General features: G+C 41.1%; 16 protein-coding genes. 7 read left to right on the forward strand and 9 right to left on the reverse strand.

The genetic code is table 11. The features are described 5' to 3' along the window. Positions 1 to 30 precede the first annotated feature (30 nt). A complete protein-coding gene (locus DI077_RS15560) occupies positions 31 to 534 on the forward strand; it encodes an LIC_12238 family plasminogen-binding lipoprotein (RefSeq protein WP_242935244.1) in 504 nt (167 codons plus the stop codon). Here the strand turns inward: DI077_RS15560 and DI077_RS15565 are convergent. Continuing rightward, entirely contained in the window at positions 518 to 2587 is a 2070-nt protein-coding gene (locus DI077_RS15565; RefSeq protein ID WP_341461784.1) for a tetratricopeptide repeat protein, read from the reverse strand. The two genes, DI077_RS15560 and DI077_RS15565, sit on opposite strands and share 17 nt — an antisense overlap. Before the next feature lie 106 nt (positions 2588 to 2693). Here DI077_RS15565 and DI077_RS15570 point away from each other — a divergent pair, with 106 nt between their 5' ends. Continuing rightward, positions 2694 to 3389, forward strand: a complete 696-nt coding sequence (locus tag DI077_RS15570; RefSeq protein WP_109021157.1) for a hypothetical protein — start codon at positions 2694 to 2696, stop codon at positions 3387 to 3389. On the opposite strand, the gene DI077_RS15575 is transcribed toward DI077_RS15570, so the two are convergent. The 7 genes from DI077_RS15575 to DI077_RS15605 form a co-directional block, all read right to left on the reverse strand. Next, complete coding sequence (locus DI077_RS15575) at positions 3361 to 4095, reverse strand: phosphate signaling complex PhoU family protein (protein ID WP_174705648.1); 735 nt, start codon at positions 4093 to 4095, stop codon at positions 3361 to 3363. The genes DI077_RS15570 and DI077_RS15575 overlap by 29 nt on opposite strands. Positions 4096 to 4113: 18 nt before the next feature. Then, a complete protein-coding gene (locus tag DI077_RS15580; protein ID WP_109020951.1) occupies positions 4114 to 4593 on the reverse strand; it encodes a chemotaxis protein CheW in 480 nt (159 codons plus the stop codon). Between the two features lie 21 nt (positions 4594 to 4614). Beyond that, on the reverse strand, positions 4615 to 5346 hold the full coding sequence (locus DI077_RS15585; RefSeq protein WP_109020950.1) for a hypothetical protein: 732 nt from the start codon (positions 5344 to 5346) through the stop codon (positions 4615 to 4617). A gap of 170 nt (positions 5347 to 5516) precedes the next feature. Continuing rightward, on the reverse strand, positions 5517 to 6587 hold the full coding sequence (locus tag DI077_RS15590; RefSeq protein ID WP_109020949.1) for a mannose-1-phosphate guanylyltransferase: 1071 nt from the start codon (positions 6585 to 6587) through the stop codon (positions 5517 to 5519). A gap of 65 nt (positions 6588 to 6652) precedes the next feature. Further along, positions 6653 to 6904, reverse strand: coding sequence for an RNA chaperone Hfq (gene hfq, locus DI077_RS15595; RefSeq protein WP_109020948.1), 252 nt, complete (start codon positions 6902 to 6904; stop codon positions 6653 to 6655). 28 nt (positions 6905 to 6932) lie between these two features. Continuing rightward, positions 6933 to 7820: a tRNA (adenosine(37)-N6)-dimethylallyltransferase MiaA gene (miaA, locus tag DI077_RS15600; RefSeq protein ID WP_109020947.1), complete on the reverse strand. Its 888-nt coding sequence runs from the start codon at positions 7818 to 7820 to the stop codon at positions 6933 to 6935. A gap of 118 nt (positions 7821 to 7938) precedes the next feature. Continuing rightward, positions 7939 to 8427, reverse strand: coding sequence for an FYDLN acid domain-containing protein (locus DI077_RS15605; RefSeq protein ID WP_109021153.1), 489 nt, complete (start codon positions 8425 to 8427; stop codon positions 7939 to 7941). Between the two features lie 105 nt (positions 8428 to 8532). Between DI077_RS15605 and DI077_RS15610 the strand changes: the two genes are divergently transcribed. Next, positions 8533 to 9300 carry a pyridoxine 5'-phosphate synthase gene (locus DI077_RS15610; RefSeq protein WP_109020946.1) on the forward strand — a complete coding sequence of 256 codons (768 nt, stop codon included), beginning with the start codon at positions 8533 to 8535 and terminating at the stop codon, positions 9298 to 9300. Here DI077_RS15610 and DI077_RS15615 read toward each other — a convergent pair. Next, on the reverse strand, positions 9269 to 10204 hold the full coding sequence (locus DI077_RS15615) for a tetratricopeptide repeat protein (protein ID WP_109020945.1): 936 nt from the start codon (positions 10202 to 10204) through the stop codon (positions 9269 to 9271). The genes DI077_RS15610 and DI077_RS15615 overlap by 32 nt on opposite strands. Positions 10205 to 10316: 112 nt before the next feature. On the opposite strand from DI077_RS15615, the gene DI077_RS15620 reads away from it, so the two are divergent. The 4 genes from DI077_RS15620 (at position 10317) to DI077_RS15635 (ending at position 17040) form a co-directional block, all read left to right on the forward strand. Beyond that, positions 10317 to 12152 (forward strand): S41 family peptidase, encoded by a 1836-nt coding sequence (locus DI077_RS15620; protein ID WP_109020944.1) that lies wholly within the window; start codon positions 10317 to 10319, stop codon positions 12150 to 12152. Next, a complete protein-coding gene (gene nadB, locus DI077_RS15625; RefSeq protein ID WP_109020943.1) occupies positions 12149 to 13750 on the forward strand; it encodes an L-aspartate oxidase in 1602 nt (533 codons plus the stop codon). Before DI077_RS15620 ends, nadB begins: the two co-directional genes overlap by 4 nt. Before the next feature lie 387 nt (positions 13751 to 14137). Further along, positions 14138 to 15241, forward strand: coding sequence for a tyrosine-type recombinase/integrase (locus tag DI077_RS15630; RefSeq protein WP_341461785.1), 1104 nt, complete (start codon positions 14138 to 14140; stop codon positions 15239 to 15241). Between the two features lie 227 nt (positions 15242 to 15468). Further along, the gene (locus DI077_RS15635; protein WP_109020942.1) at positions 15469 to 17040 is read left to right on the forward strand and encodes a reverse transcriptase domain-containing protein; all 1572 of its coding nucleotides are present in this window, start codon (positions 15469 to 15471) and stop codon (positions 17038 to 17040) included. The last annotated feature ends 219 nt before the right edge of the window (positions 17041 to 17259 follow it).

The following is a 17259-nucleotide window of genomic DNA, read 5'->3' on the forward strand; positions in this document are numbered from 1 at the left end:
AATTCCACTCCTACCGATGATAGAATTAGAATGTTTTCTTTCTATCGCATCCTAATCCTCCTCCCTGCACTTTGTTTTGCCATCAATTGCGGTGTTCCCAAAGGAGAATTCGGTTGGGCTACTTCCAAAACAGGCGATCTCGACATTCTGGAAAAACATATCATGATCATCACCGACTATAAGATGATGCGTGACGGTCTTATTTTTTCTCCAACGGACACGATTCATTACGTTTATACATTTTCCCGTAACCCCGGTGTAGAAACGGAAATCTATATCTCACTCAATCGTTATGAACTGGATTATGTGGAAGTGGATATCAAAAAGAAATTTGCAGAGCTGGAATCAAATTCCATCAGGGACGAATTCACAGGACTCATTGCAGGCGAGTACCTTTTGAAAATAGTTCACGAAGGTGAAACTGTGGATGAGGTGAAATTTCAAGTATTGCCCGAAGAAGGTTATACCGAAGATACCATTGAACAAGAGTTAGCTACGGACGAAAAGGACGAATTGATCAAATACTCTCGTTGAACGGAGGAAAAATCACTCCCGTAGTCAAAATCCTTTCCACTCTTTTCTTTTCTTTCAAAGCCAGTTGAATCTCAACTTCTCCGCCAAGCTCAATGACTGAATTATAATAACCGACCGCTTTTTGAAAATCCTTACCGTATTCGGCAAGTACCCCAAGTCGAAATAACAACTGCAATACGGGAATCTTGTCGAGTTTTGTTTTGAGAACCCGAACCACAGCTTCCTGGTCTTCGATTCGAATGTCAAGAAGTCTGTATTGGGAAAGTGCATCGTCTTCCGTAGTTACAAGCAGATCTTTTTTGATTTTTAATTTGCGGGCACGGATTGTTTCCAATTCCTTTTCAGCTTCAATGTGCAAAGTTTCCAATTTTTTCCACTGAGAATAAGCCAGATTCAATTTATTTCGTTCCGCTTCCTGGTTCCGGTCCGCTTTGTCTTTTTTGGACAAATGGAAAAATGCAATGGATTCCAATTCGGGAAGATTGGTATTTGCATCCAATGCGGGATTCCAGTCTTTACTATTTCGATCCAGCCAATAGGTGAGGTAAATGCTCGCCTTTTTCAAATCCCCTATATGACCCGCAAAGAATACTCCCATCTCATAGGAGACTCTTGTTTTTTCGGGATTATCCGGCGAACCGAGAAAGTATTTTTCATAATAACTGCTTGCGATGACTTTTCTTTTTATGTCGGCATTCAACATCGCCAAACGCAAGTATGTCTTCGCCAGATTTTCTTTTCCTGCGTCATCTTGCGGGTTTTGTTTTTCAACGAGCCCCAGGTATTTTTCATAAAAGTCGATCGCTTTTTCTTTTTTACCGTCTTGGCGGTATTGTTCCGCCACATCCAAAATCACCTGAGGATTTTCCTGCCACTGGGAATATGCTTTTTCTAAAAGTAATTCGTAAGCGAAAAAATCAGTATTCCTTTTATAATCGAACAAAACATAAATCCCTTTTCCTGCGACTCCCAGTTTGTTTACGATCTTTAATCTTTCCTTATTATCATCTTCTATCTTTTTAACGACATTTGCCATATCGTAAAATGTTTTGGAATCGGATTGTTGTTTCTGAAGCAAGTAAACAGCATAACGGGACTTAAGTGATTCTTCATAGTTTTTGGAAGCGGTTTGCAAAGAAGCGAATCTGTTTTTTATAATTTCATCCTGTCTTTTTTCTTCTCTTTCTATTTCGGAAAGAGATCTTTTGGCCCGGGCCAAATCGGCGAGAGCGGTATGTTTGTCATCCTTTGCCTGTTTCCAGTCTTTCTCCGCTTTGTCTTTTGTTTCCCAAATCCTTTGGTGTTCTTTTGCGGACGGAGCAAACAAGGATTTATAATCTTCCTTTTGCCACTCCCCTTGTCTGAATCTTTCTTCGGTCAGATCCAAAGGATGGTATCGGAATGCCGCAAGATAATGTCTGAGAGCGGGAGCGTATTTTTCTTTCTCGGTATAAAGCCTCGCCATCCGACTGTGAAGTTCGTATAAAACGGGAGAGTCTTTCACTATCAACGTTTCCGAAAGTTTATGAGTGCTTTGCCAGAGAAGAAGCCGGATATCATTTTGATCCGACCGGGAAGAATATACATTGCCTCTTTCCCTATCTTCCCAAATCCTCTTTTCTTCTATAAACTGACTGTAGTATCTTTTGAGTAACCCTTCCCCTTCCCGGATTTTGGTATCCAAACTTTTGGGGCCGGATTCAACGGAAGGGTCGTCAGTGGCGGGAGGTTCAATTACAGTTGTTGCATTCGGATCCGTCACCGCAGGATCAGTTCCGATCGGAGTAGCCGGTTCCGGAGGACGAAGTGCAATTCCGGAATCTTCATCAATCGGAATTCGTTTTTCCGAATCCAATTGGTCCAGCTCTTCTACGGAAATCACCTGCAAAGGAGTGAGATAAAGCCCCTGAAGAGGATTGCGCCGATCTTCTTCGCCTGAGATCAAAGGCAAAACGGAAAATAGAAAAATCATAGCGAGAAAGAACGGTTTGCCCTTCAGGAAAAATCCTTTTCCCTTTTGTCCGATTTCCTTCTTTTGATGACTTCTATCCATTTGTTCTTTTCTAACGATTCCTACTCTATACCTATCGGTGAAAAAAGAAAATCATATAATCGAAAAGGGTTGTCATAGAATAAGATTCCCATTCTAAATGATGCTCATGGCGCAGAACATCGTAGAGCGTTACCTGGTTCTAAAAAACAAATATCGTAATTACGATACGAAATACGCGCTCAAACGAATGCAGGCATTCCGTCTCGCCACACAAGAGCTTTCCCGGAAAGGGTATGAAGTGGCTCTGGAGATTTTGGGTTCGATCAATTTCGGAATCGTAGAACCCACTTCCGACGTGGACTGTATTTTGTTTATAGAATGTGATCTCCACAAAGACCATCCCAACTGTCCTCCTCATTGCGCGAATCTGACATTCGTGAAACAGGAGATTTCCAAATTCGTATTAAAACGACTGCAACCGGAAACGTTCAATATCGATTATTTGGATTCTATCAATTTGAAATATGTGGAAGAAAGGATTAGAGTTGAACAAGTGCTTGGTGACGAAGCGCTCTACTGTCTTTTGTTTTATAGAAATATAGGAAGACCCGTCAACCGTCCCCTTTTCATTCATTATTGCGACGAATTGGAGGAGAATCCCGACTTCCTGCAGGAAATCATCCCCTGGGCGTCGGAGGCACTCATCGGTTATCTCCACACCAACCAACATATTCTGTCTTTTAATAAGTACAATGAAAGAATCCTGAGCAAAGGACTCCATTTGCCGGAAGGACTCCAGCAGGAATTAAACGAATATCTGAACGCGAATCAATCTAACCAGAACGATCAACCGCATAACTGACAGAAGTCGGACTTTGGATTTCATTTCCCAAATGGCGGATATCTTTGCCGGTATTCAAACGAACCAACTCTTCCGCTATGTTCACCGCGTAATCTCCCAATCTTTCCATGGCGAGAATGATACGGTAAAGATCCGCAAATTCCACCTTATCCATGTCTTTGGCATCTCTGTACTTTTTGAATGCCTGATCGCAGAGTCCGTTTAACTCTTCTTCGATGGTATTTACGCTTCCCATAAACCTTTCTTTTTCTTCGACAAGGGACTCGATCGCCATTCCCGCAAGAGTGGTCACGCGAGCGAGGATGAGGGTCATCGGTTCTTCTTTTTTGAATAAGGTCTTGCGAATGGTTTTGTATCGGAATACTTCCGCACAATTCACAACCTGGTCTCCCATCCTTTCCATATTTCGAGTGATACGGATGGCGGAGAGAGCGAACCGAAGAGGGTCTTTTTTTAAAATGATATCATTGTCCACATTTCCCATGCCCAGAATATTCCGGTTGGTAATGGCTTCGAGGATTGCGTTTTGGGAAAGGTTGTCGTTTTCCTTTTCCAAATCATCTATATGATCATCCCGCTCTACGATCCGGTTGGCCAGATCGTAGTCGTCATTTTCCAAAGCTTCGCCTAACATGATGACTTGTTCCAGGACAAGTTCGGCCATCGAGTGAAGGTTTTTTCTAAGGTAGTAAAATTTGGAAATCATCATGGCTAGTCAAAGGTATTAGACAACTGCCATTTCTGAAATTTCCTCTACTGTGAGAATTTTTTCGATATCGATTAAAATTATGAACCGATTGTCCTTTTTTCCTACTCCTGTGATGTAACGGGAAGAAATCCCTTTTACGGAAGGAGGCGGAGGATCCACTTGGCTTGCAGGAAAATGTACCACATGAGATACTTTGTCCACGATCACTCCGACCGATTTGCCACCCAAATTGATAACAATGGCTCTTTCAATCAAAGTCTCCTGACCGGTTTTGATGTTCAGTCGTTTGGCAAGGTCGATCATTCGAACGACTTTTCCCCGGATGTCCATGATACCGGCAAAGTAGGTCTTGGATTGAGGAACTCGGATGAGATTTGTAATCTTTACTATCTCTTCCACAATGGTGATGGGAATGGCATATTCTTCTTCACCTAAATTGAATATGATGTACTGTTCATGGATAAACTGATTGTTGCTAGACGATTCTTTTGCCATTGGGTTCTATCGGATACGATCTTAGAAGTAGACGTAACCAGTATAGAAAAAATATGACCCAAGTGAAAGAAATGACAACACTTTTGTAAAAAGTACAGAACGTTTTCTGACAAGAAAATCCAAGAGACCGGTGACCATACCCAAGGCGGCCAAACTCCAACCTAATACGACATAATCATAATAAAATAGATAAATGAGATAAGCGATTCCGAATCCCAAACCAATATCTTGTAGATCCCCCCAAAATCTCCTTTTAAACCGCTCCCAAAGCGTACCACGGGCCTCTCTTTCTTCTCTGCGCCTTCTCTTCCATCTTTGGAAGCGAGTCTCCCTTACAATCCCAAATACGGAATCATAACGGCTGGAACGGGGGAAAGAAGAATCTCTTCCGGAACCGAATCTTCGGTCCTGGTATTCCGGTTGGACTGGGGGAAATATATCATAACAACCACCAATGGATAAAACCAGGTCGTTGTCAGGGAGTGAGGAAAAATAATCCCGAAAAGGCCAGAGCTTTCTGAATACGGGGTAGGCTCGGCCGGAGGATATATCCTTTTCTTGGAGTACAGTTCCATTGCGGACTGTAGAGGAATACATCCTGCCTTTTTCTTCTTTGATTTCAACCGCTAACCTAACGAGTCTTTCGTGAAAGTTAAACTCTGCCTCTAAGATATCTCCGAGAGGAGTTTCCATAGTATAGGCTCGGGTGAAACCCGGTGTGCGGGGTTTCTGTTTCCTCCAAACATGCTTCATAAAAGATGTATCGGAGGAAATAGAAAGTCACTGAAGGAAGATTATTTCTTCTTTTTGTGGCGGTTGGCTCTTCTTTTTTTCTTACGTTTGTGGGTTGCGATTTTTCTACGCTTTCTCTTTTTTCCGGAAGGCATTCCTTCCTCCTTATATAAGCCGTTTAAGTCAAAATTCTAATCGAGGTACTTTTGTAAATGTTTATTTTTACGCATAGAAGAGAGCATCGATTTGATCTCTCCAATACCTTCTCTGGAAGAAACAAAGATAACATCCGGCTCTTCCACGACAATCAAATCATTCACTCCCAAAAAGGCAATGAGGTCTTTGGAAACGGAAGAAATGTTCCCTGAAGATTTGTGATAGATGACTTCTTTTCCTTGGTGGTGATTTTTCCCTGCGTCGCCGGGAAGAATCCTTTCCAAGGACATCCAAGATCCCACATCATCCCAATTGAAACTAGCTTCTACCATTCGGATCCGGTTGGATCTTTCCATAATGGCAGTATCAATCGCTTCACTCGGTAAAAGGGAAAATGCGTTTTTCAAATCTCCGAAATTTTTAAAAGGGAATCCGTTCTTTAACGGCTGTAATAGGGAAGGAGCATGTCTTTCAAACTCTTCCAAAATGGTTTTTACCCGAAAAAGAAAGATCCCGGGATTCCAGTAAAAATCCTTTTTTTTGATATATTTCAGTGCCGTCTTAAAATCCGGTTTTTCGAAAAAAGCTTTCACCTGATATCCGACATCGGTCGGTTTTCCCGCACTGATATAACCGTAACCCACTTCGGGGCGGTTGGGTTTTACACCCAATAGAACCAAGCCGTGTTCCGTCTCAAATAATGCCTGTTCAATGGTCTTCGTAAATTCTTTGATAGGATCGATAAACGCATCCGCAGACAAAACGATTAGGTTCGGATTTCCGTATTTCTTTTGAAAATGTAAGGCAGATAAGGCGATGATCGGTGCGGTGTTTTTACCTTCCGGTTCGATGATAAAGTTAGTGGAAGGAAATTTGGGATCTTTTTTCAAGATCTCGTTTTTCAGATTGGAATTGGTCCCAATATAAATACGGTCCAGGCTGGTAATCGTAAGCGCCCGGTCGATTGTCTCTTTCAGTAATGTTTTATTGGAATAAACTTTCTGTAATTGTTTCGGGGAATTGGTACGGGATCTGGGCCAAAACCTTTCTCCCTTTCCTCCCGCCATAATCAAAACAACAGGTAACTCTTTTGGTAACTTTGCCATATTTCAAATATCCGCTAGTTACCAAGTTTTAAGAGAGTAGGAAAAGGAAAACAAGAAATGCTCCCTTAGGCAGTGGGAGCGTCCTTAGGTGCGTCTTCCGAATGCAGTTTGATCGGTTTCGCCGGAATGATTGTGGAAATGGCATGTTTGTAAACTAAGCTTTGTTTGTTATCATTTTCCAAGACAATTGTAAAGTTATCGAAACTCACTACCTTACCTTTGAGCGGAACCCCGTTTAACAAGTAAATTGTGAGATCGATTTTTTCCTTTCGAGCAGTATTGAGAAGTTGGTCTTGGATGTTGTTTTTTGCAGACATAGGAAATTCCCGAGTGGTTTCTATATTTTTAATCTATTTTTGTAAATTCTTTGAGCGCTAAATCCCAGGACATTGGAACGAGAAGTGGATCTTTTCGAAACCAAGTGACCTGTCTTTTGGCATAATTTCTATGAGACTGTGCCAAACGTTCAAGTAATGTATTAAAATCGATTTTTCCATACAAGAAATCAAGCGCAAAATTGTATCCCAAAGAATGCAAGCCCGGACAGTCGGGACCGTACTTTTCCAAAACCAATTTGGTCTCTTCCAACATCCCATCCTTCAATAGACCGGGCACTCTGGTTTCAATTCGTGCATACAAATCTACGCGAGGCCAATCCAACCAAACTGCTTTCGGCTTCAGATCCGGAAATTCTTCCAAAAACCCTCCTGTAGTATGACTGGAAACTTCAGACCAAAGAACGCCTGTGAGCACAACTTCCAAAGCTCTGCGGATCCTATATCCATCCGTCTCAGAAATATTCTGAAATGCTTTCGGATCTTTTTCCTGAAGGAGTAAAACTGCTTCCGAAAGAGGTAGATTTTGGGCGAAATCTTTTGTCTCTTGGGGTACATTTGGTACGGGAAACATTCCCATCAGGAAAGCGCGTAAATAAAATCCGGTTCCGCAGACAAGAAAGGGAGTTTTGTTTCTGTTCCAAATGGAGAGGATCGCATCTCTTGCCCAAGTGGAATACTGTTTGGCGTTGGGAGATTTATCTGCGGTTAAAATTCCGACCAGCCAGTGAGGGATATGATCTTTTTCTTTTTCTGTAGGGGATGTGGTACCTACGGCAAGTTCCGAATACACTTGCCTGGAATCAAAAGATACAACTTCAAATCGATCGGGATCCAAAGATTGGGTGAGGGAAGTTTTGCCGGAACCGGTAGGCCCGGCAAGAATGGGTAGGATCATTTTATGAGAAATTCCATAACTATGGGAACGGAAAGATCAGAAGGTAGGAAAATACAAAATGGGAAAAGATGCAAGGAAGGAAGAACTCTCCCTTCCTTCTCCAATCATAAAGAACTTTTTAAGCTTCCTCTTCTTCAGCGGCAGGAGTGTCATCTTCCGCTTCTTCCAATTCCTCTGTTTCTTCCAGAAGTTCTTCTTCAACTACCGGATCTTCTTCATCCTCAACATCGTATTCACTTTGACGGATGGCAGCCATTCGTGATTTGATCGCCGGTTTTGCCAACTGGTCGGCCCCACATTTAGGGCATTTTTTTTCAGGTTTGTTCAGATCGTAAAATTTAGTGGAACAAGAATAACATGTAAATTTTTTACCGAGCGGGCCATTGGCAGCAAGTTCCGCTTTCGATACTTTCACAGGGGCTACCGGTTTTTCTTTTGCGGCTGTTGGTTTGGACTTAGACAAGGATTGTTTTGCGGAACCAGCCTTAGGAGGAGATTTTGGTTTCTCTTCCTTTTTTTTAGCGGGTTTAACATCCTTGGATGCCTTTACCGGAGCTTTTTTCTTCGGTGGAGGGGCTGACTTTTTAACTGCTTTCTTTGCTACCATAGGAGTTCTTTTGACGATCTTCGGAGACCCCATCTCTGGGACAACCTTTTTGAAATTTGACGTTTTTCTCCTGGATGAAAATTATAGGAAAGTATTTTTTTTATTATGGCTCAATTAAGTGTAAACGTAAACAAGATCGCCACCTTGCGCAACTCCCGAGGCGGGGATATTCCCAATGTAGTGCATTTTTCCGAATTGATCCTAAATGCGGGAGCACATGGAATCACGGTTCACCCTAGGAAAGACCAAAGGCATATTACAACGGAAGATGTTTTTTCCCTTCAAATTTTTCTTTCGAAGTACAATCGGAACGCTTCCTTTCACAGAGAATTCAACATTGAGGGGGAACCTAGCGAACGTTTTGTGAAATTGGTTTTGGAGGCCAAACCGGACCAGGCGACACTCGTTCCGGTCCGTCCGGGAGAAATCACATCCGATCACGGTTTTAATTTAAAGGACAAATCGGAAGTCGATCGTTTAGCACCGATTATTGACAAATTCCATAGAGAAAAAATCAGAGTTTCCTTATTTATGGATACGGATTCTTCCCAATATAAAACGGCAAAAGAAATCGGCGCAGACCGGATTGAATTTTACACAGGCCCTTTTGCCCATGCCTACGACCAATCGGAAGAAGCGGGAAAAGTATATTATAAAGAGTATGAAAATGCAGCGGAAGTTGCATTCAAATTGGGCCTCGGGATCAATGCAGGACACGATCTGGACACGAACAATTTGAAACTATTTTCCCATCTTCCCCATCTTGCGGAAGTGTCCATAGGACATAGATTGGTGGCGCAAAGCCTTGTGGACGGAATGGAAAAAACGGTAAAATCCTATCTCAAAATTCTTTCGAAAGAAACCGGATCTTAGAATAAACAGGATCCTGGTCTATCAACAGTTTTGCGGATCTTTCCAAAGCAAGACAGAGATCCGCTTCTTTTTTACCTTTCTTTTTAAGAACCTGAATCTCATTTAAAAAAAGTTTCAATGCTTCCCTCGCCCCGTTTTCATTGCCTGTTCCTGCCGCCAAACGAAGCTTACGCCAAGACTCGGTAATAGGATGGTTCGAAACAGTTCCTTCCTTTGTCTCCCCTCCCTTATGATAGGCACCTGTGTCCCAGACCCGGGAGAAAGGATCCGTTTTCACCTGGTCGCTCAGTAATTTGTCGGAATAAATGGAACGTGCTGTTTTTATATAAGGTAAAATTTCCGATTTTTCCGGTTCGGAAAAGGATAGGTAACATTCGGAAAACACCCCTTTTCGAAGCATATCCTTTGTTAGATGGCCTTCTTTAGCAAGAAACAAAACGGAAGGAAAAGCTTCCTTGTGCCTGTATTCTTCTCCGCAAGACCGGATCGCTTTGGAATAGGCAGCCAATGTTTTTCCTTCCTCAAAAGTCAGGCTCATGTCTTCCAGATTGTTTGAACTTTCTGCGGAAAGACGGAGCATGTTTTTATAAAGAGTGTCGTCCGGATTTTTTTCCAATGCCTTTTTGAACGCGGTGTAACTTTCACTGAAATTACCGCGCCTGTATTCCAGAAGTCCCCAAGTATAACAGAGAAATCCGTCATCCGTGTCCTTGTTTCGGCAAACATACCTTAAACGGGACAAAGCGTCTTCCCTTGAATCCGCACTTTCCCAGACATCCAAAAGTACCTCTTCCAGGAAACTCAAGGTTTCCAAACTATAAGGATCAGTTGTAGGGTTTTTATTCGGTGCGGAACAGGAATAAATGATAAGGAAGGAAAAAAGAAAAATGCCGAATCCTTTCATGGATATGTCTATTTTAACGTAAGAATCGAGGATTGTCCCGTTTTTTTTCAGTTGCCCAGTCTGGAAAATCAGGTTTTCCTTGCCTAATCTAAGTACAAAATCGAGAGAACCATTGAAACGTATTTTATATCTAATCTCCCTATCGGCAATACTTTGCTTAACCCTCCCTGCCGGATTTATATCCTGTGAACCGGAGGCGAAAAAAGCCCAAAAACAGGTTACTAATTTTACCTACCAAGATTTTGAAAACGTGGTCCAAGCGGTAGATAAATACTATATAGATAAAATTATCAATAAAGACCGCGCCTTTATCGATGCGGCGGCCTTTGCAACGTTAAGTATGCCGCATCCCCTTTATCTCTATCCCGAAAGTTACTTCAACGAACGGGAGAAATACGATGATAAGGAAGAACTTTATCCCGGCAAAACATTCAAGATCTCTCCTTCCGACAAATTTGTGTTATTCGATCCTGACTACGAACAGGTAGAAAAGATTCAAAAGGAAAAACTCAAAAAGAACGAGAACAAAAAACTCTCCGACGAAGAAGTTAAAAAACTGATCGAAAGGGAAAAACTCAAAAAATCCGTCATTACGGCAAAATGGGAAGAAATCAATTTTTCAAAAAAAGATTTTGATCGTGTGATCGCTTACCTAAGAGACAATCTTGACAAATACAAAACTCCCGTTCTGAAAGGACTCATCGAATTGGATGGTGAAGTTTCCGAAGATGAGGAAGAGAAAAAAGATTTTACCATGGAACAAGTGTTTCTTGGTGCTGCGAACGGTTATCTCAACTCACTGGATCCTCACTCCAATGTTTTTCTCAAAGAAGTTTGGGAAGAATCCATGGCAAAAATCAATGACAGTTCCTTCGAAGGAATCGGTGCCATTTTATCCGGTGGCGGTTCCAGAGAAGTGGTCGTTGAAAACCCGTTGGAAGGAAGCCCTGCGGTGAAAGCGGGAGTCAGAAGCGGAGACGTAATCGTTGCCGTAGACGGCAAGGTGATCAAAAACCTTTCCTTGGACAAAGTGGTTAAAAAAATCAAAGGTACAAAAGGTACGAAAGTAGCCCTCACTCTCAGACGTAAGGGAAATACCGGGAACGTGGATATCGAAGTGATTCGTGATAAAATCACAATCAAAAATATCACTTATCATCTGTTAAAGGAAAATCCTCAGGTAGGTTATATCAAACTTACCGGCTTTGTAAAAACACAAGGTGGAGAACAAGCGGATGCGCTCATCGTAAAAGGTTTGCGTGCTTTGGAAGAAGAAGCCAAAAACAACAACAAACCTCTCAAAGCGGTTGTTCTGGACCTTCGCAATAACGCAGGCGGATATTTGGATCTTGCGATTGATATTGCGGATATGTTCATCGAAAAGGGATTGATTGTTTCCACAAAAGTTCCTAACAGAAGCCCGGATGAGCAGTTTGCTAGCAAAAAAGACATCACAAATCTTCCTTTGGTAGTGCTGATCAATTCCAAATCCGCATCCGCTTCGGAAATCGTAGCAAGTGCCATCCAACACCACGGACGAGGGATTTTACTCGGGGAAAGAACGTTCGGAAAAGCAACGGTTCAAAAACTGATGGATCTTCCGGGTAACGCGGATTATCTGCTCAAGATCACGAATTCCCGTTATTACTCTCCTTCCGGAAAAACCATCCAAGTAGTCGGAGTTTCACCTGATATCGAAGTATCCGAAGAAGCGGACGGAAGTTTCCCATTCCGTTACAGAGAAGAAGATATGTGGAACCATTTGCCTAAAATTCCTTACGACGGAGTGGTGAAGTCCAAGTTCAATATCGATGCAATCAAAGATTATGCTAAGAAACAAGGGAAAGCGGATGCTTTCTTGAAACAACATGCAGGAGATGCGATCAAACCCGACTATATGTTGATCCGTAGTTTGGATTATATAGAAGGATTGCTCAACACCAAGTGAGCCGCATCCAAGCAGATTTTTTAATCATAGGGAGCGGAGTCAGCGGCCTTTTTTCGGCACTCAAACTCGCTCCCCTTGGTTCCGTAGTCGTCGTTACGAAAAAAGCCGACTACGAGTCTAACACGAATTATGCGCAAGGCGGAATCGCCTCGGTATTTGACGATAAAGACAAATTTGAAGAACATATAGAAGATACTCTGAATGCAGGCGCAGGTCTTTGTGACCTGGATGCAGTCAAAGTCCTTGTCGAAGAAGGCCCAACCAGGGTGAGAGAACTACTCGAAATCGGAGTTCCTTTTACCAAGGACGAATCGGGTAATTTGGATCTGGCCCGGGAAGGCGGCCATAGAAAACACAGAATCATTCACTCTCACGATCGTACGGGAAGTGCGATTGAAACAGCTCTCTTGGATGCGGTTCATGCAGTTCCGAATATCCGTATTTTGGAAAATCATGCCTGCGTGGATTTAATCACCCGCCACCATCTGAAGGACAAAGAAGATCTTCCTCTTCGTTGTTACGGTGCTTATATAGTGGATACGGAAACGGGAGAAGTGTTTCCGGTAATTGCCAAAAAAACCCTGCTAGCTACGGGAGGGTCCGGCCAGGTTTATCTGCATTCCACGAATCCGAACATTGCAACGGGTGATGGGGTTGCAACTGCTTACCGTGCAGGTGCCATTATCAAGAATATGGAATTTTATCAATTCCACCCTACTTCCTTATTTCATGAACAAGGAAACTCGTTTTTGATTTCGGAAGCTGTTCGAGGTCATGGTGGGATTCTAAAAGAAATGAACGGGCGCCCTTTTATGAAAGACTATCATGAAATGGGAGAACTTGCTCCGAGAGATATAGTTGCACGCGCCATTGACGATACCATGAAAAAGCGCGGGGAATCCTATGTCCTACTCGATATTACACATAAACCGGCAAACGATATCATCCATCATTTTCCTACTATCTACGAACGTTGCAAAAAATTGGGAATCGATATCACAACCGATCCGATCCCTGTCGTTCCTGCGGCTCATTTTATGTGCGGTGGAGTTGCAACGGATCTATTCGGAAGAACCAATATTGCGGATCTGTATGCCGTGGGTGAGACCGCTTGCACGGGAGTTCACGGCGGCAACCGCCTAGCATCCAATAGTTTATTGGAATGCGTTGTTTTTGCACAAAGAATCGCCAATGATATCCGCTCCCAAGGAAAATTGGATTATGCGAAAGAAATCGTAAATATTCCCGATTGGAATAAAGAAGGAACCACAAACACGGAAGAATGGGTTTTGATTTCTCATAATTTGGTCGAGATCAAAACCATCATGAGTAATTATGTGGGGATCGTAAGATCCAATTTGCGATTGGAAAGAGCGCTACGCCGACTGAATCTGATCTCTGAAGAAGTAAAAGACTATTACAAACGAACTACTGTTTCTCTGGACCTATTAGAATTAAGGAATATTGTAAAAGTCGCAGAATTGATTGTTCGTTCCGCACTGCTTCGCAAGGAAAGCAGAGGATTACATTTTAGCACGGATTATCCGGAAGACAGATCTCCCTCTCGCAAAGACACAATTCTTTCAAATTTGTCTTAGAATTTCCATTCAGCATTCGAGTTTATCTCAACGTATTTTCTCTCTCACTCCTTTTCAAAAATAAAATCACCAATATTTGACCTGTCAGGCGAAAAAGTATTGCTACGTATCATCTGGTAACGAGAATTAGCCTCACTTTTTCTTGGGCTTGGGACTCATGGGGCGAAGCTATAACTTGATGTTACATAATATAAATGATACAGGTGTTATAAGAACAAGATTCATTTATGATAAACAGATTGGATAGCTCAAGTGGTTTGGAGGCTGTTGGAACTGCTGGGATTATGTCACATCGTTAAATGAGACAAAACCCCTCTAAATAAAAAAACAGGAAACCGGAAATACTTTACATATGTTTAGTTATCATCGAAATTGGATATTTAAGTCATGGATTCCATTCTTGAACTTAAATATTCACCGGAAGACAGCCGTTATATTCTCTATTTTCCCTATCGCGCAGAATGGGTTCGGTTGGCGAAGTCGATCCCCGGTAGAAGGTATGATTGGAATCGAAATGTATGGTCTTTTCCACAAGATCCGGTTACTTTCAAAATCATTCTCAAAACTTTTTACGACACTCCGATTCGGTTTAATATAAAAGAGATTCCCCGGTCCGTAAAAATTCTCGCTGACCTTCACCAAGCGATGCGAGCCAGAAACTATTCCTTTCAGACGGCACGCACCTATTATCATTGGATCATTCAGATTTGTTTTCATTTCCGAAAGCTTCCGTATCAAATCACGAAAGATGAAATCATCGAATTTACCGACTACAGCATAGAAATAAAATCACTTAGTGCGGCTAGCATTCGTTCTATGAGGCAAGCTTACCTTTTTTACTTCAAAGTAGTTCGTTGCCAATTTCCCGATCTTAGTTTTCCCAGAATGAAAAAGGAAAACACTTTGCCCGAAGTTCTTTCCGAGTCCGAAGTCAAAAAGATTCTGAATGCTCCCGCAAATCCAAAACACAAATTACTTCTCAAGCTGGCATATTCGGCAGGGCTTCGGGTCAGTGAAACGGTTCATCTTAAAATTTCGGATATTGATTTCGATCGAAAGATGATTCGTATCGAGCAAGCCAAAGGAAAAAAAGACAGATATTCCCTTCTTGCCGATTCACTTTGTGAAGAGCTGAAAGAATACCTGCTCTACCGAAAGAAAGTATTGCAGTTTCGACCAATTTCCTCGGTAGAACGATCACCCGTTCTCAAAAATGAATGGTTGTTTCCCGGAAGTGGAACCACTCGACTTTCCATACGTTCCGCCGAAAAGATCTTCGAGACTTCCAAACAGAAAACGGGAATTACCAAAAAAGTCTCCTTTCATTCTCTGCGTCATGCTTTCGCTACCCATCTTTTGGAACAAGGAACCGATCTACGAATGATTCAAACCTTGCTCGGCCATATGAGTGTACGAACCACGCAGATCTATGCGAAGGTGTCCCGCTCCCAGCTTACTAAAATCAGAAGCCCTTTCGATCGAATCGGTTAGACGTGTTCGGTTATCACCCGGAAAGAAGGGGATAACCGAATCAGGAACGTTTAACGCAATTCGGAGAGAGGGAGTTATGCGTCATTGTTATAATCAAAATATATAAAAACTAAAATCACTCGCCCAAAAGTTGCTCTCGGCTGTTGTTACCGCAGCCAATTTAGGATATAGAGCCATTCTGCTCTTACCTCAGGTTATACACATTAGTATACTGGTGTTACACTGGTATGGCAAAAGTACGAACTTTAATATGGGCTTTTTTGTATCATATGTTAACTCTAGACGAATTTGAAGAAAAAATAGGAATTTCAATAGGAAAATTGAATTACATTGGATATATTTTAAAAGAAGAAGATAAATATCTAAATTTCGAAATTAGCAAAAGAAATGGTAATTCTAGACAGATAAATTCTCCAAACAGTATTCTGAAACATATACAAAATCGGATAAAGTTAATTCTTGAAGAAAATTTTCATCCGTATTCTGTTGTGCATGGATTTGTTAATGATAAAAGTATACTTTCAAATGCAAAAAAACATTTGAATGCAAAGTGGATACTTAATTTAGATATCGAGAATTTTTTCGGAACCATTAATTTCGGAAGAGTATTAGGACTATTCCTTTCTAAACCTTATAAATTCGATAAAAAAATCGCGACCCTAATTGCCCAACTTGTTACATACCAAAATGTTTTGCCTCAAGGGTCTCCAGCATCTCCAATAATTTCAAATTTAATCTGTAACAAGATGGATAGAGATTTTATTTCTTTTTGTAAAAGTAAACATTTAATTTATACTCGCTATGCAGATGACATTACAATTTCTTCTCAAAAAAGAAAATACATGAATTTCGATTCGACTTTGGATGAAGACTTACTTGAAGATATCAAGAAACTAGTCAACGAAAATGGCTTTAAAATAAATTCTGATAAAGTAAGTTTTTCATATGGAAAAGATGGTGGAATTGTTACCGGTTTAAGAGTAAATGAAAAAATAAATATACCTAGAAAAACAATAAGATCATTAAGGGGTTTATACCACAGTATCCGCTCAAATGGATATCAAGTAGCCAATGAAATTTATAATAGAAAGTATAAAAACTTAAATCGCCTTCCAAAAGAAAATAAAGAATTGATAAATCACATTAATGGACATTTGAATTTTATTTTCATGATTAAAGGTCAGTTTGATGACGTTTACTCAAACTATTATAACAAGTTTAAAACGCAGTTAAAGTTAAACATAAAATCCCCTATTCCGAAATCAGTTTGGGATTACATTTTTATAATGGAGTCTGAATCCACTCAAAAACAAGGAACAGCATTTAAATTAAACAAATTTGGAATTATAAGTTGCGAACATGTCTACGATAATTACTCAAAAATTTTCTTAAAAAATAATTTTTCCAAAAAATTTGATTTAGAATTAATTAAAAAAGACGAAAGAATTGATCTAATCAAATCGAGAGCATTAGATTTATTCATCGAAGATGGATTGGAAATTAACCTAGATTTTCATTACAAAATAGGTTCCAAACTTAGGCTACTTGGATTCCCTAATTATCGAATAGGTGATAGCGGAATGGATAAGCTAATTACAATTGTAAGCAAAAGAACTGTTTCAGGAGTAGAAAGAATTCTAGTGGATTCTGGAATTGTGGCCGGAAATAGTGGTGGACCAATTTTAGATTTAAACGGAGCAGTTGTTGGAATTGCTGTAACTGGTGCTGAAGACCATGACAAACTTGATGTCACTGAAAACCATTCCTTTATTCCTATAAAATATTTACTGCAATTCTAACAACGACGCATAACTACGCCTTACCGCTACGCTGCGGGATTCGTTGCACTCACCCTTGCTCGGTCTGCGACACATTGTCCTCCGTCACGTTTCTTGCATTAGCAAGAAAGCGCGCCGACGCTAACGCCTCTGCAAGGCTCAGCTACGGACAACGTCGGTAAGGCTAGTTCGTTATACGAAAGTCGGAACAATAAACAAAAAACATTAAATTATGAAAAC

This window comes from Leptospira kobayashii (assembly GCF_003114835.2).
Lineage (GTDB): Bacteria > Spirochaetota > Leptospiria > Leptospirales > Leptospiraceae > Leptospira_A > Leptospira_A kobayashii.